Source organism: Gordonia sp. PvP123, from assembly GCF_040547295.1.
Classification (GTDB): Bacteria; Actinomycetota; Actinomycetes; order Mycobacteriales; family Mycobacteriaceae; genus Gordonia; species Gordonia terrae.
In genome coordinates, this window is sequence record NZ_JBEPPN010000013.1 from 67310 (window position 1) to 88281 (window position 20972).

The following is a 20972-nucleotide window of genomic DNA, read 5'->3' on the forward strand; positions in this document are numbered from 1 at the left end:
GGGTACCGCCCCGCAGCTCAGTTCCCTTGCGACTCGCGAAGCGCGCGCGCCTGTTCGATGAACTTCTGATCCTTCTCGTCGTTCTTGTCCGACGCGGTGGTGTCCCGCGGCGGCAGCTGCAGGTGCTCCTCGGCGGGCATGCCCGCCTGGAGTTGCCGGCCGCGTTCGAGTTCCGAATCGAATTCGGCGCCGAAGAGCAGTGCGAGGTTGGTCAACCACAGCCAGAGCAGGAAGACGATGACCCCGGCGAGGGCTCCGTAGGTCTTGTTGTAACTGCCGAAGTTCGAGACGTACAACGCAAACGCTGCCGACGCGACGATCCAGGTGATGATGGCGAGGACCGCACCGGCGCTGATCCAGCGGAACTTCGGCTGCTGCACGTTCGGCGTTGCCCAGTACAGGATCGCGACGATCAGGACGACGAACAGCAGCAGGATCGGCCAGCGGACGATGTTCCACACGGTGAGTGCGGTGTCACCGAATCCGACGACGTCACCGATGGACTTCGCGATCGGCCCACTGATCGCGAGCATCAGTGCCACCGCCGCCGCGAGGACGAGAGCGACCAGTGTCACCAGCAGCATGATGGGCCGGAGCTTCCAGATGGGTCGGCCCTCGTCGATCTCATACATCCGGTTCATCGCACGGCCGAATGCTCCGACGTAACCGGACGCCGACCACAGGGCGCCGACCAGACCGAGGACGAGCGCGAAACCGGCGCTGGGGGCGGACACCAGCTGTTCGACGGGGCCCCGCAGGGTGTCCACTGCCGAGGACGGTCCGAGGTCGTCGACCATCTGCAGGACGGCGTCGGTCGTCTTCTCGCCCTGGCCGAACACACCGAGCAGGGACACCAGCGCGAGGAGGGCCGGGAACAGCGACAGCACCGAGTAATAGGTCAACGCGGCAGCCAGGTCCGTGCACTGGTCCCGCGAGAACTCGCGCGCCGTCTTCTTCAGGACGAAGACGATCGACGGCTTGGTCAGATCTGTCGGCGAGTCCGGCTTCCTCGGGTCGTCGGGATCGGCGGAATCCGGATCGTCGCGGACGTCCCGGTCAGATACGGCCGTGTCTCGTTCAGCTGGATCGGCGGCGTCATCTCGTTGCATCTCCTGCGCTTAACCCTGGGGCGCGCAAGCCAAACCCGATCGGCGTCGTCACCCGGGCGGACCCTGAGTCAACGGACCTGGCTGCACGCGTCGTCGACCACCCCTTGCAGATCCCGCTGGATCCATCGGGTGACCGCCGCAGGCGTGTCGTCCCGCCGCGCAGCGAGGTCCACCGGATCACCCAACGCGACGACGGGGCGCCCGCCTCCGTCCGGATAGGCGATCCCCGCGGAGATCAACCACACCCCGACGTCGTCGCGAAGCGCCCGATGGGCGATGTGGCCGATCCCGGTGCCGAGTCGTTGCACCTGTGTGGGGTCGCCCTCGTTGCACGTGCCTTCCGGAAACACGGCGATGCTGTCACCGCGCGCCATCCGTTCGACGCACACGCCGATCATCTGACGACCCGCATCCGCGGCGGCGCGCACCCCATGGTCCTTCCCGCGGAAGACGGGGATCCCCCCGAGGGCGTCGATCTTCCTGCGTTGCTCGGCATCGGCGAACAGCTCGTCCTTCGCGAGGACCCGCAGATTGCCGATCCGCCTCCGCAGGGGCGACCGGAATCCGGCCGCGGCGAGCACCAACGGATCCCGTTCGGAGACGTGGTTGGCCGCGATCAGCAACGGTGCACCGCTGCGGACAACGCGCGTGAGACGGTCCCGGGAACGGAGGCGCACGACCGGTCGAATCCGGGCGGCCAGCACTCCATACATCAGCCGCGCCCGGGTTCGATCCTGCTGATGCGTCAGGTAGTGCTCGTACACAGCCTGGGATTCGGACAGGTCGACCTTCACCTAAGTTACGGTACCGTAGGTTAGGTGGGCGCGGGACGGTTGGGGAATTCTCGCCGACGGCTCGATGTGCGTCCTGCGGACGTCAGTCGGGAATCACGACCGCCCGTCCGCGCAGCTCGTTCGCAGCGAGCCGGCGATACGCCTCGAGCCCGTCGTCGAGGGAGAACTTCTCGACGGCGACCTCCAGGACGCCGTCACGGGCGAGGTCGAGGACCTCGATGAGTTCGTCCCGGGCACCCCAGTACGGTGCGCGTACCGACACCTCATACGGCTGCGAGAAGAACCCGACCTTGGCGGCCGCGACCCCGTCACCGATGCCGACGATCACGACATCGCCCATGGTGCCGACGACTCCCATCGCGGTGTCGATCGTCGGCTGCAGTCCGACGAAGTCGAATACGGCTGTGGCCCCGTCATTTCCGGTGATCTTCCGAACATTCGCGACGGCGTCGGCATCGCTGAGGACCGTCTCGTGAGCGCCCACTTCGCGCGCGAACGCGAGCTTGTCCTCGCTGACATCGAGGGCGATGATCCGCGCCGGGGTCAGGTGCCTCAGCAGCTGAATCCCGATGTGCCCGAGACCACCTGCGCCGATCACGACCGCGGTGGTGCCGCCGACGAGCTTTGGCAGCGACGGTTTGATCGCATGGTAAGGAGTGAGTCCGGCATCGGTGAGCGGTACCGCCGCAACCGGGTCGAGATCACCGAGCGGCACGAGATGCCGAGCATCGTCGACGATCATGTACTCGGCCATCGCACCCTCGTTGCCGAGTCCGGGCGGGGCGATGCCGAGTTCGGCGGCGCGGGTGCAGTAGTTCTCGAGGCCCCGCGAGCAGAAATGACAGACGCCGCAGCCCCACGGGCCGTAGACCGCGACCGCGGTTCCCTCGGTGAGTGATGTGACGCCGCTACCGATCTCGGCGACCACGCCTGCGCCCTCGTGCCCGAGCGTCATCGGCAGCGGATAGGGAAAGCCCTCGGCGGGCATGTTGAGCACGAAATCGTCGGAGTGGCACGCACCGGCGGCGGTCACCTTCAGCAGCACCTGCCCCGGTCCGGGTGTCGGCTTGTCGACCTCGCGGAGTTCGGGCGGATTTCCTGGCTTGACGATCTGGATGGCTTTCATGCCGGACACCTCTCGGTTCGAGTCGTTGCGTGCTCTACCGCCCTCCGGTCTACCCGCGTATGGCCACACGCGCATATGTCGGAGGCGAACCGGACACGAATTCCTGGTCCCTCCTCACCACCGTCTCGACGGACTCCGCGCCGCGCATCGCACGCACTGCCGGGCGGCCGGTAGCACTTCGAGTCGCTCCGCACCGATTGGCGAACCGCAGGTTTCGCACCGGCCGTACGAGCCGGAACCGACTCGATCCAGGGCAGCACCGATCTCGTCGAGCCGGACCCGTGAGCGTTCCAGCTGGGCGACCAGATGTCCGCGTTCGACCGCCAGGGTCGACCCCTCCGGGTCGTGCTCGTCGTCGGCCGCGGCGTCACTCGTCGCCTCGACGACAGCGGCCAGGCGGCTCGACAAGGACTCGATCAGTGCGGCGGTGCGTTCCCTCTCGGCGAGCAGTGCCTCGCGGGAGTCGACGTCCTCACCGGGGTTCACGAGTCCTCATCCGACGGTCTCGCTAGGTGCCGCAGAAGGTCTGGAAGGAATCGCTGAAGGCCTGCGGGGCCGGCGCCGCGTAGTGCGCCCACTGGGTGCGACGTTCGAACGGATGCGTGACGGCCGCCAGCAGCCGACCGAAGGGTTCCAGATCTCCCTCGGTCGCTGCGCGCAGGGCTGCGTCGACCTGGTGATTGCGCGGGATGTACACGGGATTGACCCGATCCATCGTCGAGGCGACCGCCGCGGGTTCGCGGCCGGCTGCGGCCAGCGCGGCTCGCCACCGGTCGAGCCACGGACCGATGTACTCCCGCGGTAGGAGACTGGTGATCGGGACCTGATCCCCGCGGAGCTCATCCGCGAGCGCGCGGAAGGTACCCGTCCAGTCGGCGCGATGCTCGCGCATCAGGGTCAGGAGGTCGGCGATCAGGTCGGGGTCGGCGGACGCATCTTCCAGACCGATCTTCGACGCCATGCCGGTCGCGAAGTGGCGCTCGTACCGCGCCTCGTAGGAGTCCAGCACCTCGGTCGCCGCAGTGATCGCCTCATCGGGCGTCTCGGCCATGAACCTGAGGAGGGTCTCGGCGAACCGGGCCAGATTCCACTTGAGGACGGCCGGCTGATTTCCGTAGGCGTACCGACCCGCGTGGTCGATCGAACTGAACACTGCCGACGGGTCGAACGCGTCGAGGAAGGCGCAGGGCCCGTAGTCGATGGTCTCACCCGAGATCGTGGTGTTGTCGGTGTTCATCACCCCGTGCACGAAGCCGACCAACATCCACTGGGCCACCAGAGCGGCCTGACGTTCGAGGACGGCTTCGAAGAACTCGAGGTAGCGGTTGCGACCGGACTCCGAGTCCCGCGCGAGCTCCGGATAGTGACGATCGATCGCATAATCGGCGAGCTGCTGGGTCAGATCGGTGTTGCGCACCGCGTACTCGAAGGTTCCGACGCGGAGATGGCTCGCGGCGATCCGGGCGAGCACCGCGCCCGGTTCGGCACCGGTCCGCTGGATGTCGCGGCCGGTCGCCACGACCGACAGCGAACGCGTCGTCGGAATCCCGAGCGCGTGCATGGCCTCGCTGATCAGATACTCACGCAACATCGGCCCGACGACTGCGAACCCGTCGCCGCCCCGGGAGAACGGCGTGCGCCCGGATCCCTTGAGTTGCAGATCGACTCGCCCGCCATTGCGGTCGACCAGCTCGCCCAGCAGCAAGGCCCGCCCATCGCCGAGAAGTGGGGAGTAGCCGCCGAATTGATGACCGGAGTAGGCGGTTGCGACGGGAACCGCGTCGGCCGGGGCGGCCGCACCCGACAGGAGCGCGACGCCGTCGTCGGTTCGGAGCGCCTCGACGTCGAGCTGCAGGTCGGCGGCGAGTGACTCGTTGACGACGAGCAGCCGCGGGGCGGGCGCGTCGGCCCCCTGCCACGGCACCGTCAGGGGCGTCAACGCATCGACGAAGGTGCGCTCGAAGCCGGTGATCGCAGCACTGGTGCGTGCGGGGGAATCGGGGGAGGCGGACACCCTTCCGAGGGTAACCAGTTTCGCCCTCGGCAAACCGGGTGCGCATCCGGCACGAGACGGAGACTCCCCGAGTCACCCCGGATGGCGCTCAGACAGCCACTGCCGCGCCGCAGATCCCGCAGGCCTCGAAGTTGCGCCGATTCCACCGGGCGATCGGGATGAAGAAGACGGAGAACTGCGAGTACTCGCGCATCCGCGCCCACTGGGTGGTGTTGTGGCAGCGGGGACACGCGCGGGTCTGACCCGCCCCGAGATGCTTCTGTCTACGGCCATATCCGAACAAGAAGAACACGCCGCCATGGTAGAGATCCCGGCACGGCCGACCGCCCGGCATCGTTCGTCGCTGTCACCGGCGTGGGATCATGAGGTCGTTGTCCATACCGAAACCGCATCGCTCGTAGAGGCCCACTGACCGTTCGGTTGGTGAAAGGACCGTCTTGGCGTATCCGCGATCGTCGGCAGTGCCGGTGGCATGCCGGATCAGGTCCCGTCCGATCCCGGATCCGCGGAACGCGGGGCGCACGTAGAGGTGGCCGAGATAGCCCCAACGGCCACCGGCGGCGCGGCGAGGACTGGGCATCCGGACGTGTTCGGTCAAACACACCATTCCGACAGCGAGATCACCGGCACCGGCGGTCCAGACCGTTCGGCGATCGTCGTCGAGCCAGGCCGTGACCGCTGCGATGAACGCACCATCGGCCCGCCACGGCCCGACGCCGGGATCGGCCTCACGCGCCCATTCCCAGCGGAGCTCGGCCACGCGCGTCCCGCTGTGACTGCCCAGTATCCGGATTCCGCTGCCATCGGTCACCTCACAAGGGTGACCGACGGCTGCGTCGGCCGTGCAGCGCGGCATCGATCGTGATGGTCACCTGCATTCGTCACCGGGTCGAACACGCAATCGCGGATTCAGGTCCTCGACGAGAATGGTCAGCGCGTCGGCGCCGCTCGTCGACCGGGCAGCGGCCCGATGGTCATCGGTACGCTCGGTGGTGTCCGAATTGTCGGTTGGTGACGACCGGCATGCCGCGGACACGCGAAACCGGAGGGAAGCATGGAAGCACTGATCTTGATCGCCGTCATCGTCGTGGTCGTCGTCGGGGTGGTGGTCTTTGCCCAGCAGCGTTCCGGCGCCAACGCGGCCCGCACCCTCGACGACGCGAAGGCCGATGCGCGACAAGCCATCGAACGACTCGGGGGACAGGTGTTCATGCTGGTCGGCGACGGACCGGCGTCGAAGCAGGCGCTGGCCGACGCGGGGGAGCGGTACACCGCGGCCGGCTCGCAGATCGAGCAGGCCAACTCCCCGACGCAGGCCCGACTGGCGAAGCAGACCGCCATCGAAGGTCTGTACTACATCCGGGCGGCCCGCGCCGCGATGAACCTCGACCCCGGACCGGCGATTCCCGAACTCGATGGCCAGAAGAGCGCCGGCGCGGTCACCGAAGACCGCACCGTGGAGTTCGAAGGACGGCAGGTCGCAGCCTCGCCGAACCCGTCCGAGCAGACCCCGAACTACTACCCGGGCGGTCGTGTCGCAGGGCGACCGGTGCCCGCAGGCTGGTACTCGGAGCCATGGTGGAAGCCGGCATTGGTCGCCGGCGCGTGGGGACTCGGTTCGATGTTCCTGTTCTCGGCGATGTTCTCCGGCATGGCAGGCGTGCCCTACGACGCGCAGGGATTCGAGAGCGGCGCCGGTGACGGCTCCGACACCGGCGCGCTCGACGGCGGGGACTCCGGGGACTTCGGCGGCGGCGATTCGGGAGACTTCGGCGGTGGGGGAGACTTCGGCGGTGGGGGAGACTTCGGCGGTGGCGGCGATTTCGGCGGTGGCGGCGACTTCGGCGGCGGGTTCGACTTCTGACCGTCCCCCGAACTCACCCCGTGCAGCCCACGGACTCGATCAGAGCGCCGACGGCGCTGCGACGACAGAAAGCAGTCGGAGTTTCTCCGAACTCGCGCTGCCAGGGGTCGCGGTGTAGGCGAGCAGCGAGTGCGAACACCGCGGGTCGACAAGGATCTGGCAATTCAACTCCAGGAACCCGACTTCCGGATGCACGTACCTCTTGAGGTCTCGCGGGGCGATTCCCACCTCGTGCCGGGCCCAGATGTCGCGGAATTCCGGACTCTCCCCGCGGAGTCGTTCCGCCAGCGAGGCCGCGTGGGATTCCGGGCCACGGAGCGCCAGCACACCTCTCAGGCCCGAAACGTACATGCGCGAGTAGAACTCGTGGTCCTCGACAGGATGCAACCGGCGAGAACCGGAATCGGTGAACCACCGGTACCCGATACTTCGCGCGGGACCATCGAAGCGCATGAGGTCGCCGACAAGGGCGACACCGAGTCTGTTCTGGCGCAACGTCTCACCGAGTTCGGTGACTATCTCGGCAGGAGTGTCGGTGAGACGGTCGAAGATGCGCATCATGCCCGGAGAGACGTGCTCACCCTCGGTTCCCCGCACCGGCGGCTGGTGGCCGGCGAGAAGGAACAAATGATCTCGCTCCTCGCGCGAGAGGTGCAGTCCTTGCGCTATGGCCGCGATCATCTGCGGCGACGGCTGCGGGCCGCGCTCGCGCTCCAACCGGGAGTAGTAGTCGGTGGACATGTGGCTCAACGCGGCGACCTCCTCGCGCCGGAGTCCGCCCGTGCGACGGCGTTTCCCGCGCGGCAGCCCCACGTCCTCTGGCTGCAGGGCGCCACGCCGCACCCGGAGGAAGTCGGCGAGGCCGGCACGATCGATCATGCGGGTCATTCTTCCGCGGACGGGTGGCGCGCAGCCACGGATCGACAGGTCGTGGTTAAAGGTTCGACACCACGCGACACTCGGAACACGTGGGAACGAACCCGACCCGACGAGGAGCTCCGATGTCACGAGGCAGCAGGTATGACCTGACCATCCCAGATCTCACCGGTCGACGAACGGTGGTGACCGGCGCGAGCGACGGTGTCGGGTGGGAGATCGCGGCAGCTCTGGCCGGCGCCGGCGCCGAAGTGGTCATGCCGGTGCGCAATCCCGGCAAAGGTGCGGCGGCTGCCGAGCGTATCCGGGAACGTCATCCCGCGGCCACGCTCGCTGTCGAAGAAGTCGACCTGGCTGTCTTGTCTTCCGTGGAGGCATTGGGCGCGCGGCTCCGGACCGACGGCACACCGATCAGCATCCTCGTCAACAACGCCGGCGTCATGACCCCGCCGGAGCGCATGACCACTGCCGACGGATTCGAGCTCCAGTTCGGCACCAATCACCTTGGGCATTTCGCTCTCACCATCGCCGTCCTCCCACTGCTCCAGGCAGGGAAGGCGCGGGTCACCTCGCAGACCAGCATCGCGGCGAGACGCGGCGCAGTGCGGTGGAACGATCTCAACTGGGAGCGCGACTACGACGGGATGAGCGCATACCGCCAGTCGAAGATCGCTTGCGCCCTGTTCGGGCTCGAGCTGGGACGCCGAAGTCGCGCCGCCGGCTGGGAGGTGACGAGTACGATCTCGCACCCTGGCGTCGCTCCGACGAATCTCCTCGCGGCGCGACCGGAGGTCGGCAGGACGGTGCCGACCGGTGGCCGCCGGGTGGTCGAGTGGTTGTCGAGACATGGTGTCGGTGTGGGCACCGTCCAGACGGCGTCTCTCCCCGCACTGATGGCTGCCACGACGCCGGGTGCGGTCGACGGCGCGTTCTATGGGCCTCAGTGGCCTGGCCATGCGGGCGGACCGCCCGGCGCGCAGACACCGTGGATGCCGTTCCGCGACCGCGAAGCGGCAGAACGTCTCTGGGATGTGTCCGAGCAGCTGACCGGGGTGCGAGCGGGCTGACCGTCAGACATCGGCTGCCGAGCCGGCCGATTCAGTGGTGTGTGCCACCTGCGGACCGAAGTCAACGCAGGTGACACACCGGCAAGGAGCACTTGTGGTGCTTTCCACTCGAAGTCTGGCGGCGTACGAATCAGGGGAAGAGCGTGAGGAATGTGGCGGCCGAGGTCACGCACAGCAGCGCGGCGATCGTCATCCCGGCGTACGCGTGGTCGGCGATCGGGACCTCACGCGCGGAGGTCGACGTGTGTGCCGGGGTGTTCGCCTGAGTCACTGGTTTTCCCTCCGAAGGCCCGTTACCGTCCCTCAGAACATTAGGGCCGCGAACGATCTCGATCGTCCCGCCATTCACCATCGAGGCCAGTCCGATGCTTTAGGTCACGAAAAAGTAACGGTCGGCTTCTCAATGGTTTGACCCGCGTCGAAGCGCCTCACCCCCATTCCGGGCTCTGCCGCACTGTCGATGACCGTTCGCACGCATGTGCGACAATGGCGCGGTGAGTTCACAGACAAAGGCCGGACTGACTCCCGGCGACCTCGAGTCGCTGTCCGCTGCACTCGCTTCCGGAAAGCGGGTCACCGTGTACCTGCGGGACGCGATGCCGTCGTTGAATCTGGAGGCCGGCGCCTCGGCACGGGTCGTGTCGATCGATGGTTCGACAGTGACAGTGAGCCCCAGGGGCGTCGACGATCAGTTGCCGTTCGAGGCCGACGAGTTGCGGCGGAATCGAACGGCGCCCGCGTCGGCCGCCGGCGGACGAACCTCGAAACGGCAGCCCGCGCAGGACGTTCCCGTCCCGGTCGCCAAGCCCGCCACCACCGAATCGAGTCCGCGCCAGACACCCAAGAGGGCGCAACCCGTCGCCGACACTCAGTCCAGAGCCGGGGAGCCGGCGCCCTCGCCCGCCACGAGCAAACCGCCGCGAAAGACGAAGGCGCCGACCGCTCCGACGACCGTGACCATCACCGCGGCCGGAGAGAGCACCTGGACGGTGGCAGTGTCACACGGCACCAGGAAGCAGGGGAGACCCACCGAGGTGACCGCCGACCGAGTGGCCAGGGCCATGCGCGAACTGGGCGACGAGACCGCGATCACCGCGGTCGACACCGTCATCGAGTCGGCACGCTCGGCCGCTCAGCGTCGCATCGAGGAACTCAGTCAGGAGCTCGAAGCCGCGCGGGCCGCCCTGGCGCACCTGGACGGTCCCGTCGGCGACGACTGACCAGTGGGCTGAGTCCGCTCAGCCCTGTCGGTCCCGAAACCGATACATCGCGCGTATGTCCCGCGTGATGGCCTTGTCCCGCTTGCTTCGCTTGCTCGCCTGGCGGGCATCGCCCCGGGCCGCCGACCATTCGCTTTCGCGAAGCAGTTTGCGGTAGCGCTCCAATCGACCCTCATCAATCCGACCGTCTCGAATTGCTTCCTGCACCGCACATCTGGGCTCGCTACGGTGCTCACAGTCGCGGAATGCGCAGTCGTGTGCCAGCTCCTCGATCTCGGCGAAGGTCTGACCGGCCGCGTCCGCGACATCCTGGACCCCGATCCCGCGCAGACCAGGAGTGTCGATGAGGGCTTTGCCTCCGGGAAGAATCAACAGCTCACGGTGCGCCGTGGTGTGTCGTCCCTTACCGTCGACGGAACGGATCTCGTTGGCCGCCATGTGATCACGTCCCAGCAGCGCATTGGCCAGGCTCGACTTGCCGGCACCAGACGAGCCCAGCAGAACGGCGGTGCCGGTCATGGTGGCCGCGAGCGCGTCGACACCGACACCGCTGACCGTGCTCGTCACCACCATCTCGGCGCCCGGGGCCACCGCGGTGACCGCGGCTTCGCCGGCGACGATGTCGTCGACCAGGTCCGACTTGGTCAACGCGATCACCGGTCGCGTGCCGGCGTCGTAGGCCAGCGTCAGCAGGCGTTCGATCCGGCCGAGGTTCACCCGGTTCGCCACCGACACCGCGATGATCACCGTGTCGACGTTGGCAGCGAGCACCTGCCGTTCGGACGTCCGATCCGAACTCGCCCGCGTGATCGCCGTCCGGCGCGGCAACACGTCGACGATGTGGGCCGGCTCGTCATCGCGGCGCAGCACGACCCAGTCGCCGGTGCAGACCGTCCGCTCGCGGTCGGTGCCGAGTCCGGAGCCGCGGATCGCGCGAACCGGACCCGTTGCGGTCAGGGTGTCGCACCCGCCGCGATCCACCCGCGCGACGCGCGCGGGCACGTCGCCGTCACGGGCGTGATCGGCGAACAGAGTCGAAAAATAGTCGTCCCAGCCGAGCGTGGTCAGCTCGATACGGCAGGACGAATGATCTGGAGAATTCACTGTTGAGACCTTCGGATGTGCCCGCCGCCCCGGAAGCGCAGCCGATCCGCGACTCAGTCGCATGCACGGGAACAGCTTTCGAGGGTCAGAGACGGGCTGGAGGAATGGGGATGGTTCGGATGCTGTGGGCGACAGCGATCTCGACGGCAACCATCGACTCACCTCCAGGTCTCGCGCTGTCCATCATCGAACAGCGCGGCTCACGCTAGCACCGGCCGAAAGGGCCCGCCACTTCTTTTTCCGACGAGGCACGGCCACCCGGCACTATCTCAGCCCCAACTCGACGCCCTGCGCCAGGATCTCACGACGCGAGGTCATCCCCAGTTTGGACAGCACCGCCGAGACGTGGTGGTCCGCGGTCTTCGACGAGATGTACAGGCGCCCGGCGATCTCGGTGTTCGACAACCCCTCGGCCACCAGACGTGCGACTTCCAATTGCCGGTTCGTCAGGCCGCCGGGATTCACCCGCGTCGCCGGCCTGGGTCGCTGGGGGACAGAGGCGCAACCTCGTTCGCGCAGCATCGCCCGTGCTCGATCCGCGGTACGCACGGCGCCGAGTCCGTCGAGCATCGTCACACCGCGTCCGGGATCGTCGGAGTCCAACCAACACAGCGCCGACGAGAACGGATCACCCGCGTCCGACCACCATCGCGCGGCGTCGGCGTGCCGGCCGTCGAGCGACAGCCGATACGGTTCCGCGATCCGGCCGGTCTGTGTCGGCAGACCCAGCCGGGACCGCCACACGGCGAGACTTCCCGACCCCCACTCGGTTCCGTCGTCGTCGAGGGTGTCCGACGCGACGACCCGAGCATCCTCGATCCCGGTCATCCAGCTGATCTCCGCGAGCGCGGTCAGAACCGCGAGTCGCCGTAGGGGTTCGTCGATCTGGCTGGCCAGCGTCCACGCGTTCTCGATCTCGGCGGCATCGAACGGGGCACCACGGCGAAGTGGCACCAACACCGTGACCAGGAGCGGCCACAGCGTGGCGATCGGCATCCCGTCGGCCTCGATGACCGCACCGGCGTCCTCGAGGGCACCGTTCCAGTGGCCGCGCGTCAACTGCAGCCGGCTCCGGACCGCCGTCTGCCAGTGGCGACAGATCTGGATGTCCCGTTCGACCGTGAACGGGAGTCCGACGTCGAGAATCCGGTCGGCAGCACGGTATCTGCCCTGTTCGACGTCGAGGCTGGCCACTTGTGAATAGACGGTCGACGCCAGTTCGTCGAAGCCGCGTGCGCGCGCGGTCTCCATGTGCGCGAGAAGCCTGCGGCGCGAATCCTCCTCACCACCGGACAGCGCGGCCGATTCCGAGACGACCCGAGTCCACATCTGGAGTTCCTCATCGGGAGCCGAGGCGGTGTCGGCCAGTAGGGATGCGGTACCCGTCACGTCGCCGCGCATGAACGCCAGGAACGCGCGCTGGATCTGGGCCTGGCTGTACACCGTCGTGGCGCCCGTGCCGTACGCGATCTCCGCCGCACGGGTCAGGTGCGACTCGGCACGCTGCCGGTTGGCGCTGTAGTACTCGTAGACCCCGACGGCCACATGCGCTGTCGCCAAACCGGCGTCGTCGCCGAGCTCGGCCCACAACGGGAACGTCTCGTCGACGCTGGCTATCGCATCGCGCAGTCGGCTGACCATGTACTGCTCGTTGGCCAGCGCAAGCAGCAACTCCGCACGCTCGCGCGCAGAAGCGTTGCGCTGATGCTGCTTCGCGATCTCGTAGTAGGCGACGGCCTCCGTGTGTGCGCCACCGCGGATGGCGTCCTCGGCCGCCGCGAACGCATGACGGATGGCTCGGCCGGAGTCTCGGGCTGCGACGGCGTGATGGGTCAGCACCGACGGGTGCACGGTACCCAACTGTTCCAGCGCGTCCAGGAGCTGCGCGTGCAGATGTGCGACCCCACCCGGTGGGATCGTGGATTCGATTGCCCGCCGGGCCAACTCATGTCGAAAGACGATGCCATCGGGTCGCCACTCCAGCAGCCCGGTGTCGGCGAGCCGCTGGAGTGTGGGGTAGTCGATGCGCAAGGCGGGCAACGCGCTGTCGGCGACGCGTTCCGGCGAAGCAGCTATCAGCTGGAGCGCCTCGAAATCTGTCGCGCTGACCTTCGTCGTCCGTGCCAGCACCGCGTCACGCACCGAGGACGGGATCGGCAGATCGGGTTCACGAGAGACCTCGGTCGCGAAATAGGGGTTGCCGCCGGTCGCGGCATGCACACGCGCGGGATCGAGACCTGTGCCCTCGACCAGCTCTGCGATCGCCGCGACGCTGAGCGGCGGCAGTTCGATCCGACAGACGTCTTCGGCGAGAAGTGCACGCGCCGCCGCCTGCGGTTCGAGATCTCGATGAGTCAGCAGCAAGAGCAGCGGCACCGACTCGATCCGGCGACACAAGAACCGCAGCACATCGGTCGAGGCGGCGTCGACCCAGTGCAGATCTTCCACCACCAGCAGCGTCGGCTCGGCGCCGAGATGGGCGAAGGCGGCCTCGCAGACGTCGGCCAGCATCATCGGCTCGCGGCCGATCCCGAGATCCTTCACCGGTCCCAGTGGTCGCGGGGTGTCGAGCGGATCGCAGGCCACCCGCAGGACGCGCACATCTGCAGCGGTCGCACAGATCTGCGCGACCAGCGTCGTCTTGCCCGCGCCGCTCTCGCCCGTGATCGAGAACGCCGAGCCGGTCGGGAACCGGGCAAATGCCGCGCTGATCTGCGACAACTGCTCGGTTCTCTCCAACAGACGCACCGTCCGAGTGTAGGCCGCGAGACGGCCGAATAGGTGGGTCTACCCATTCAAGGGCAGGACGCTCGACGAAAGATGGGAGGTCCTCACCGATGTGGCCCGCATGCCCGGTGACCGACTGTTGTGGTGCGCCGGTACCGACATCGGTCACCGACGGCCAGTCGTCCCACCACACAGAATGGACAATCCAATGACGACATCCCTCTCCCCGGACCTCGTCTCGTTGCGCGACAAGCAGCAGAAGGTCTGGAGCAGCGGCGATTACAACCGTATCGCCGCGCTGACCGTGCCGGTCAACGAAGCGACCGTCGCCGCGGCGTCGGTCATCCCCGGCGACCGTGTTCTCGACGTCGCGACCGGCACCGGCCACTCGGCACTCGCCGCAGCCCGGCAGGGCGGCGACGTCACCGCGATCGACTATGTGCCTGCGCTTCTCGACATCGCCCGCAGTCGTGCAGCCGCAGAGCATCTCGACGTCGAGTTCATCGAGGCCCCCGCCGAGATTCTGCCGTTCGGCAACGGGGCCTTCGACACCGGCATCTCGACGATCGGCATCATGTTCGCCGCCGATCACGAACAGGCGGCCCGCGAGCTGACCCGCGTCGTCCGACCGGGTGGGCGGATCGTCGTCACGAGCTGGACTGCGGACGGTTTCGTCGGCGGGATGCTCGCCGCCGTCGGCCGCCACGTGACGCCACCTCCCGGAGCTCGTCCCGCCACTCGTTGGGGCGACCAGGAGTACGTCGCCTCGCTGCTCGGTGACCGTGTGCAGTCGCTGGACTCGCACACTGCCGCGCTGACCGTGAGGTTCGTCGACGCGTCCGCGTTCGCGGACTTGTTCCTGAGCCATTACGGGCCGACGTTCACCGCCGCGTCGAAGCTCGACGACGACGGTGAGCAGGCACTGCGAGCCGATCTCATCGCACTCGCAGAGTCCCACGAGCAGCCGGTCCCCGGCGGGATCTCGATCGACTGGGAGTACCGCGTGGTCGAGGCGGTGCGGTCGTGAACGCTTCTCGCAGACACCGCAAGGTCATCACCCGCCTGGCTTCGGCGGTGGCGATCGCCGCTGCCGTCGGGGTGGCGGCACCGCTGGCGACGACGGCATCGGCAGCGCCCGCCCGCACACCGGGCGCGACTCTGACGATCGTCGATCAGAACATCACCGGCGCCGGCAAGAACCGCATCATCATCCAGGGTCTGTATCCGATGACCCGTGCGGACGCCGTCGGGTTCGTCACCCACATCAACGATCGGGGCTGTGGTGGCATGCACTACATCGTGCTGGGAGACGACGGGAAGGAGCACTACCTCTACGATCGCAACTTCCCGGGCACCTCGGTGAGCACCGACGGATTCCTGCGTGCATCGGACCGTGGACTCGAATATCTTCGCCAATTCGTGGTTCCCAGTTCGGTTCTCGATGAGGACCGGGACGGTGCCGACGAGGTGTTCGTCCGGGTCCGGTTCACCGACGGTGACTGCCGGGCGCGCGTCCAGACCACCAACGTGGTGGTCGGCAGGTTCTGACCCGGCAGCGCCCACCCGGCAGCGCCCACCCGGGCTCGACCGGGTGGGCGAGTGCCGGACTACGTGCGATCTGCGGGTTCGAGGTCGGTGTCGATACGCATGGCGGCCACCAGCTCGCGATAGAGCTCGTCCGTGGCGAGCAGGCTTCGATGGTTGCCGACAGCGCGCACCCGACCGGCCTCGAGGACGACGATCTGGTCGGCGTCCATGATGGTCGAGAGCCGGTGGGCGATCGTGACGACGGCTCCGCGGGTCGCCTGTCGTCGGATCCCCTCGGCCACCGAGGCCTCGGTGAGCCCGTCGAGCTGGGCGGTCACCTCGTCGAGCAGGAGGAGTTCGGGGTCCACGACCAGCGCCCGGGCGAGTGCGATCCGCTGCCGTTCCCCGCCGGACAGGGTGGACGTGGTGACGTCGGTGAGGAGACCGTCCGGCATCGCACGGACCCGGTCATCCATCCGAACAGCCGCGAGTGCGCGCCAGACCTCGTCGTCCGAGGCCTCGGGTGCCGCATAGACGAGGTTGTCGCGCACGGTTCCGGGTACGAGCGGGGTGTCCTGTTCGACGTAGGCGATCCGGGCTCGTAGATCGTGGAGTGTCCACTGATCCAACGGTCGGCCGTCGAGCACGATCTCGCCGCGATCCGGCCGCAGGAACTTCAGGAAGAGGGAGAAGATCGTCGTCTTCCCGGCACCCGACGGTCCGACGATGGCGGTGTGCCCTCGGCGTGGAATCGTCAGGTCGATTCCGTCGAGCGCGGCGGGAGCATCGGGCGCGTAGCGGTACACCACATCGCGAAGTTCGAGCGCGGCAGCTTTCCGGTCGACACGGGCCGGCGCGGGCTCGGTCACCGCGTCGTCCGATTCCGTTCTGAGATCCGAGATCTCGGAGATCCGAGCGGCAGCGGCCAGTCCGGACTGCAGTGCGGTTACACTCATGGTGAGCAGCGAGACCGGCATCATCAGCTGGAACCCGTAGAGCAGGAAGGCGATCAGGGTACTGACGGTCATCGAGCCGTCCGCGACGCGCCAGGCACCGAACGCCAGCACGATCATCACCGCGAGGTTGATCCCGGCACCGGTGATCGTCCAGGCCCACGCCTCGATACGGACGGCCCGGATGCCTTTCCTCGCCGACCGATGCGCGAACTCGCCGATCCGGTCGGACTCACGTGCCTCGGCGCGACTCGCCTTGACGGTGCGGATCGATCGGAGAATCCCTTCCAATCGTCCACCCAGGTAACCGATCTCGGCCTGCGCGTCTTGCTGCGCCTTGGCGAGACCGGGCATCAGGACTGCTGCGGCGACACCGACCATGATGATGACGACCATCGTGGTCGCGAAGAGCGGGAGGTCCAGAACCGCCATGAGTACCAGCGCGCCGGCCATCCCCACGAAGCCGTTGACCCCGTTGACGATGCTCGATGTCGTCGCTTCCCGGATCAGTAGAGTGTCGGCGGTGACGCGGGCGACCATCTCGCCGCTCGATCTGCGAGCGAGTTCGGGGACCTCGACGCGGAGCAGGTGGCCGATCAATCCGGTTCGGGTGGCCAGGATGATGCGTTCGGCCAGCGTGCCCAACATGATCGTCTGGATCAGACCGATCACGGATCCGGCGACGAGCAGCACGGCCAGAACCGTGATCGGCGCCGTAAGGGACTCGGACACCGCGAGACCGTCGAGTACCCACTTCGTGACCAGAGGAGTGGCGAGTTCGGCGGCGGTGCCGAGTAAACCGAGGAAGACACCCAGGGCGAGGAGTCCCCGGTACGGGCGCATGTACCCCCACAGAATCGCCAATTCGGTGCGCATCGGCATGTCCGGGGTCTGCCCGGGGTCGGCCGTGGATACCGAAGTCGTCATCGAGTCAGCCCTCCCGAGCGGAACATTCAAGATCTAGAATGACACATCAATGTCTCATTTTCAACGCATGATGTTGCTGTGGTCACCGCGCGGTGGATAGTCTCGGCCATGTGAACAAAGCGCCGGAGCCGGCCGCCGTCTCGGGCGTGCGCCTGCGCACCCGACAGGCCATAGTGTCAGCCGCCGTCGCGGCATGGGCAAGTGATTTCTCGACGTCGCTCGGCGACATCGCCGACCGGGCCGATGTCAGCCGGAGCACTCTGCACCGGCATTTTCCCGACCGTCAGTCATTGGTCGATGCCGCCCTGGTGGAAGCGAGCACCATCCTCGATCGACAGTCAAAGGAAGCAGTGGACGGCTGCGAATCAGCTCGCGCAGAACTGGAGTCGTTGATGCGCGTCATTCTCGGCATCGGCGACATCATCATGTTCCTGTTCTCCGACCCGAACCGATTCGAGGGCAACCCGGAATGGTCTGAGGAAGAGGACCAGATGCTCCCCGAGATCCTCACCCGGGCACAGAAGGAGGGAGCCATTGCCGACGACCTCGAGACGCGATGGTTGGTCGGGGTGTTCTATTCGCTGTGCTTCGTGGGTGCGGTCTCGATCGCGACCGAGGGGATGTCACGGCGTCGCGCCGCCGATGTCGCCCTCCGGACGTTCTTCTCCGGAGTCTCTGCCGACTGATTTCGTCCGGTGTCTGCGTGTTCGTCACCGCCCGGGGAGTCGGCGTCGGCGATGACTTTCGTCCCGTGGTGTGGTCACACTTCGCACAGACACACGATCGGATGAGACATGAGCAATGTGAATGTATGGGCTTGTGCGGTGGCAGTTGTCGCGGCATTCGCGGCGAGCGCCGTGTACTACGGCATTCTCGGCGCACCTGCTGCCACGGAGGTTCGCCGACCGGCTTGGGCGACGCCGATTGTGGAGTTGGCGCGTAACGCGTTGCTCGTCGTGCTCGTCGCCGCCCTGGTCTCGCGCCTCGATCCGGGTTTCACCGGCGCACTGCTGCTCGCCGCGGGACTGTTCCTCGTCCCGCTCGTGCTGCTCGCGGGTGCCGTTTTCCACGAGGGAACAGCGATGTCGGCGGCGGCGGTACACCTGGGGGACTGGCCACCGGCGGTGATGCCGCTACGACCGGTCACAGGTGACCCTCAGTCGGTCGGCCTAGCTGTACTAACCACGGACGTTAGGTACGGCGTGGCGGGATGACATGACGAAGACCTCCGAGTGAGAGTGCGAACTGCCTAAGAAGCGCACCCGCTCAACCGGAGGTCTTCGTGTCCCACCGTAACGCCCCACTGACCGAAACAGGTCGTCTGCGTCTGGCCAAGTGCATCGTTGAGGACGGTTGGTCGATCCGCCGTGCCGCTGAACGCTTTCAGGTCGCCCCAGCGACCGCCCAACGCTGGGCCCGCCGCTACCGCGGCCACGGGCCGGCCGGGATGGTCGATCGCAGCAGCCGCCCCCATCGCAACCCCAATCGCACACCGACCCGCACCGAACGACGCATCATCAAAGTCCGCGTCCTGCGCCGCTGGGGACCCGCACGCATCGCCTACCTGCTCGGCCTGAACCCCTCGACTGTGCACCGAGTGCTGTCTCGCTATGGCCTGGCTCGTTTGCGCTGGCTGGATCGCCCCACCGGGCGGGTTATCCGTCGGATGGAGTCGGCAACCCCAGGTGAACTGGTGCATGTTGATGTCAAGAAACTCGGCAAGATCCCTGCCGGCGGTGGCTGGCGCAAACTCGGCCGCACCGCCGGCCGCCGTAACAGTCGCGCCGACAAGAGCAGCGGGAAGCAGAACAAGTACCGCAACCCCGTGCGCGGTTATCACTTCCTGCACACCGCCATCGATGCCCACTCACGGTTGGCGTACTCGGAGATTCTGGCTGATGAACGCAAAGAGACGGCCGCTGAGTTCTGGCTGCGTGCCCAGCACTGGTTTGTCGAGCGCGGTATCGAGGTTCGGAAAGTGTTGACCGACAACGGTTCCTGCTACAAGTCGTATGCATTCGCCGATGCGCTCGGGCCATCGATCATCCACCGCCGAACCCGGCCGTATCGGCCGCAAACCAACGGTAAGGTCGAACGGTTTCACCGCACCCTGGCCGACGAATGGGCCTACGACCGGCTCTACACCAGCGACACCGAACGCTGCGCACAGTTCCCGATCTGGCTGCACCACTACAATCACCACCGCGGTCACACAGCACTCGGAGGAAAACCACCAGCCAGCCGCGTACCCAACCTCTCAGGTCAGTACACCTAGCCCGCCTAGCGCGGCTAGCCATCGCGACTGCCTCAGCGATCGCTTCGGCGTCGGTGAACTCACCGCGCGCGGCGCGGGTCAGAAACTCGATGTCCTCGCGTTGCGGGTCCCACCCCTCGAGGACGTTGTTGTCGATTGCCTGGACCACTCCGCGGACCTGGGTGTCGGTGAGGCCGGCGAACAACTCGGGCCAGCGCTTGATCCACCTCGAATCGGTCATCGAAAGCACTCCATTCCTTGGGCCTCGCGTCAGAACCCGTTGGGGATCGTCGCGCTCAGACCGACGAGAGGATGGCGGCGTAGATGAATGCGAGAACGCCGAGACCGGCCGCAGCCCGGTAGATGGGTTGCGGGTCACGAACTTTGCTCTGCCACTGTCCGAGCAGCGTGAGTCCGACCGCGATGAGCAACAGCACAATCGTGGGGCCAAGGATCATCAGTGTGGGCATGAACCTCTCTCTATCAGGGAGGTCTGTCAGAACAGGGCGATCTGGTCGCGGGCCGCGAGTTCAGCGGCACGCTGGTGGGCTTGGTCGGCGGCTCGTTTGACGACGACTTCGGGTAGGGCGAGGTCGTGGGCGATGTCGGCCCAGCTGCGCCCGTGCTCGCGCATCTCGGCGGCGAGGTCCTGGACTTCGCGGTCCTGCGCGTCAGGATCGTCGTCTGTCATCACGATGGCCGTGCCTTTCCGTTCAGATGCGGGCGAGGGTGTCGCGGATGGCCAGCCACCGGGTCTCGGCGGCTTGTTGATGTCCGGTGAGAGCCGTCCAGTGGCCGGCGAGTTCGGCGGTCGGGCGCTCGGCGGTCACTTGGGTCATGCGGGCCAGCAGCGCGCGGTAGCCGCGGCGGTACCAGCCGTCGATGAGGGCCGCGGCCAGGTGAGGCAAGTCGGCGCTGTCGGCGACGGGGCGACCGTGCCGCGGCGAGGCGATCTCGAGCATGACGCTACGGGTGCGGGTGGTCAGTCCTCGATCGGCAAAACGTGCATTGACCAGAACCGGTGTGGCGGGGCTACCTTCGTCGAGCAACGTCACCGCGGTGTTGAACACGTCCTGATGCACGGCACTGAGGAACACCACACTGCTGGCGGGAAGCACAGTGCTGGTGGTGCCTGCGTCACGGTCGGCGCGCGACCCGATCAGCGCCTCGACGACCTGGCGGGCCCGGGCCGGTGGCGCCCACAACAACGCGGTGAGCATGTCCAGCTCCAGGGCCAGGGTGTTGTCGACCTCGGCGGTGTCCTCACCGACAGCGCCGGTGAGGGTGAGGTCATCTGCGGCTGTGACGGTTTCTAGCTCCGGCAGCGGCTCGATCGCGGTGGCCGGCGGCTGCGGCACATCAGGGGGTGCGACCTCGGGGTTCTCGGCCATGACGATCACCTGCTGTCTC

At 67.1% G+C, this 20972-nt stretch carries 23 protein-coding genes; 8 read left to right on the forward strand and 15 right to left on the reverse strand.

Translation table 11 applies throughout. The annotated features are described in order from the left end of the window. Nucleotides 1-17 precede the first annotated feature (17 nt). The 7 genes from ABIC25_RS22075 to ABIC25_RS22105 all read right to left on the reverse strand — a co-directional run bounded on the left by ABIC25_RS22075 (nt 18) and on the right by ABIC25_RS22105 (nt 5854). Nucleotides 18-1109 carry a YihY/virulence factor BrkB family protein gene (locus ABIC25_RS22075; RefSeq protein WP_248645517.1) on the reverse strand — a complete coding sequence of 364 codons (1092 nt, stop codon included), beginning with the start codon at nt 1107-1109 and terminating at the stop codon, nt 18-20. A gap of 68 nt (nt 1110-1177) precedes the next feature. Further along, on the reverse strand, nt 1178-1903 hold the full coding sequence (locus ABIC25_RS22080; RefSeq protein WP_354563194.1) for a lysophospholipid acyltransferase family protein: 726 nt from the start codon (nt 1901-1903) through the stop codon (nt 1178-1180). Between the two features lie 82 nt (nt 1904-1985). Continuing rightward, a complete protein-coding gene (locus tag ABIC25_RS22085) occupies nt 1986-3029 on the reverse strand; it encodes an NAD(P)-dependent alcohol dehydrogenase (RefSeq protein ID WP_101822444.1) in 1044 nt (347 codons plus the stop codon). Nucleotides 3030-3143: 114 nt separating this feature from the next. Next, nucleotides 3144-3515, reverse strand: a complete 372-nt coding sequence (locus ABIC25_RS22090; protein ID WP_354563196.1) for a TraR/DksA family transcriptional regulator — start codon at nt 3513-3515, stop codon at nt 3144-3146. Between the two features lie 22 nt (nt 3516-3537). Beyond that, on the reverse strand, nt 3538-5043 hold the full coding sequence (locus ABIC25_RS22095) for a protein adenylyltransferase SelO (RefSeq protein ID WP_354563198.1): 1506 nt from the start codon (nt 5041-5043) through the stop codon (nt 3538-3540). Nucleotides 5044-5131: 88 nt separating this feature from the next. Next, a complete protein-coding gene (locus ABIC25_RS22100) occupies nt 5132-5335 on the reverse strand; it encodes a zinc-ribbon domain-containing protein (protein ID WP_033205967.1) in 204 nt (67 codons plus the stop codon). Nucleotides 5336-5389: 54 nt separating this feature from the next. Continuing rightward, nucleotides 5390-5854, reverse strand: coding sequence for a GNAT family N-acetyltransferase (locus ABIC25_RS22105; protein WP_354563200.1), 465 nt, complete (start codon nt 5852-5854; stop codon nt 5390-5392). Nucleotides 5855-6097: 243 nt separating this feature from the next. Here ABIC25_RS22105 and ABIC25_RS22110 point away from each other — a divergent pair, with 243 nt between their 5' ends. Beyond that, complete coding sequence (locus ABIC25_RS22110) at nt 6098-6907, forward strand: DUF1542 domain-containing protein (RefSeq protein WP_354563201.1); 810 nt, start codon at nt 6098-6100, stop codon at nt 6905-6907. Nucleotides 6908-6946: 39 nt separating this feature from the next. On the opposite strand, the gene ABIC25_RS22115 is transcribed toward ABIC25_RS22110, so the two are convergent. Beyond that, nucleotides 6947-7786, reverse strand: coding sequence for a helix-turn-helix transcriptional regulator (locus ABIC25_RS22115; RefSeq protein WP_354563202.1), 840 nt, complete (start codon nt 7784-7786; stop codon nt 6947-6949). Nucleotides 7787-7908: 122 nt separating this feature from the next. Here ABIC25_RS22115 and ABIC25_RS22120 point away from each other — a divergent pair, with 122 nt between their 5' ends. Beyond that, on the forward strand, nt 7909-8850 hold the full coding sequence (locus ABIC25_RS22120) for an SDR family oxidoreductase (protein ID WP_354563203.1): 942 nt from the start codon (nt 7909-7911) through the stop codon (nt 8848-8850). A gap of 130 nt (nt 8851-8980) precedes the next feature. Here the strand turns inward: ABIC25_RS22120 and ABIC25_RS22125 are convergent, their stop codons facing one another. Further along, a complete protein-coding gene (locus tag ABIC25_RS22125; protein ID WP_180819487.1) occupies nt 8981-9121 on the reverse strand; it encodes a hypothetical protein in 141 nt (46 codons plus the stop codon). Between the two features lie 205 nt (nt 9122-9326). Here ABIC25_RS22125 and ABIC25_RS22130 point away from each other — a divergent pair, with 205 nt between their 5' ends. After that, nucleotides 9327-10070, forward strand: a complete 744-nt coding sequence (locus tag ABIC25_RS22130) for a DUF6319 family protein (protein WP_248642647.1) — start codon at nt 9327-9329, stop codon at nt 10068-10070. An 18-nt stretch (nt 10071-10088) separates the two neighbouring features. Here ABIC25_RS22130 and rsgA read toward each other — a convergent pair whose 3' ends face one another. Further along, complete coding sequence (rsgA, locus tag ABIC25_RS22135; RefSeq protein WP_248642649.1) at nt 10089-11174, reverse strand: ribosome small subunit-dependent GTPase A; 1086 nt, start codon at nt 11172-11174, stop codon at nt 10089-10091. Between the two features lie 264 nt (nt 11175-11438). Continuing rightward, the gene (locus ABIC25_RS22140; protein WP_248642651.1) at nt 11439-13922 is read right to left on the reverse strand and encodes an AAA family ATPase; all 2484 of its coding nucleotides are present in this window, start codon (nt 13920-13922) and stop codon (nt 11439-11441) included. Nucleotides 13923-14109: 187 nt separating this feature from the next. Between ABIC25_RS22140 and ABIC25_RS22145 the strand changes: the two genes are divergently transcribed. Both ABIC25_RS22145 and ABIC25_RS22150 read left to right on the forward strand, forming a co-directional pair. Then, a complete protein-coding gene (locus ABIC25_RS22145; protein WP_248642653.1) occupies nt 14110-14928 on the forward strand; it encodes a class I SAM-dependent methyltransferase in 819 nt (272 codons plus the stop codon). Further along, nucleotides 14925-15449, forward strand: a complete 525-nt coding sequence (locus ABIC25_RS22150) for a hypothetical protein (protein WP_248642654.1) — start codon at nt 14925-14927, stop codon at nt 15447-15449. Before ABIC25_RS22145 ends, ABIC25_RS22150 begins: the two co-directional genes overlap by 4 nt. A gap of 59 nt (nt 15450-15508) precedes the next feature. Here ABIC25_RS22150 and ABIC25_RS22155 read toward each other — a convergent pair whose 3' ends face one another. Beyond that, a complete protein-coding gene (locus ABIC25_RS22155) occupies nt 15509-17308 on the reverse strand; it encodes an ABC transporter ATP-binding protein (RefSeq protein WP_248642655.1) in 1800 nt (599 codons plus the stop codon). 110 nt (nt 17309-17418) lie between these two features. Between ABIC25_RS22155 and ABIC25_RS22160 the strand changes: the two genes are divergently transcribed. From ABIC25_RS22160 to ABIC25_RS22170, 3 genes are all read left to right on the forward strand, one after another. Then, nucleotides 17419-17994, forward strand: coding sequence for a TetR/AcrR family transcriptional regulator (locus ABIC25_RS22160; RefSeq protein ID WP_248642657.1), 576 nt, complete (start codon nt 17419-17421; stop codon nt 17992-17994). Nucleotides 17995-18102: 108 nt separating this feature from the next. Continuing rightward, nucleotides 18103-18522: a hypothetical protein gene (locus tag ABIC25_RS22165; RefSeq protein WP_248642658.1), complete on the forward strand. Its 420-nt coding sequence runs from the start codon at nt 18103-18105 to the stop codon at nt 18520-18522. A 68-nt stretch (nt 18523-18590) separates the two neighbouring features. After that, on the forward strand, nt 18591-19583 hold the full coding sequence (locus tag ABIC25_RS22170) for an IS481 family transposase (protein ID WP_354563206.1): 993 nt from the start codon (nt 18591-18593) through the stop codon (nt 19581-19583). A gap of 275 nt (nt 19584-19858) precedes the next feature. On the opposite strand, the gene ABIC25_RS22180 is transcribed toward ABIC25_RS22170, so the two are convergent. From ABIC25_RS22180 to ABIC25_RS22190, 3 genes are read right to left on the reverse strand one after another with little or no spacing between them, the layout of a single operon-like run. Then, the gene (locus ABIC25_RS22180) at nt 19859-20032 is read right to left on the reverse strand and encodes a hypothetical protein (RefSeq protein ID WP_180819485.1); all 174 of its coding nucleotides are present in this window, start codon (nt 20030-20032) and stop codon (nt 19859-19861) included. Between the two features lie 26 nt (nt 20033-20058). Next, nucleotides 20059-20253 (reverse strand): hypothetical protein, encoded by a 195-nt coding sequence (locus ABIC25_RS22185; protein ID WP_101822429.1) that lies wholly within the window; start codon nt 20251-20253, stop codon nt 20059-20061. A 22-nt stretch (nt 20254-20275) separates the two neighbouring features. Beyond that, entirely contained in the window at nt 20276-20962 is a 687-nt protein-coding gene (locus tag ABIC25_RS22190; RefSeq protein ID WP_101822427.1) for a hypothetical protein, read from the reverse strand. Between the last annotated feature and the right edge of the window lie 10 nt (nt 20963-20972).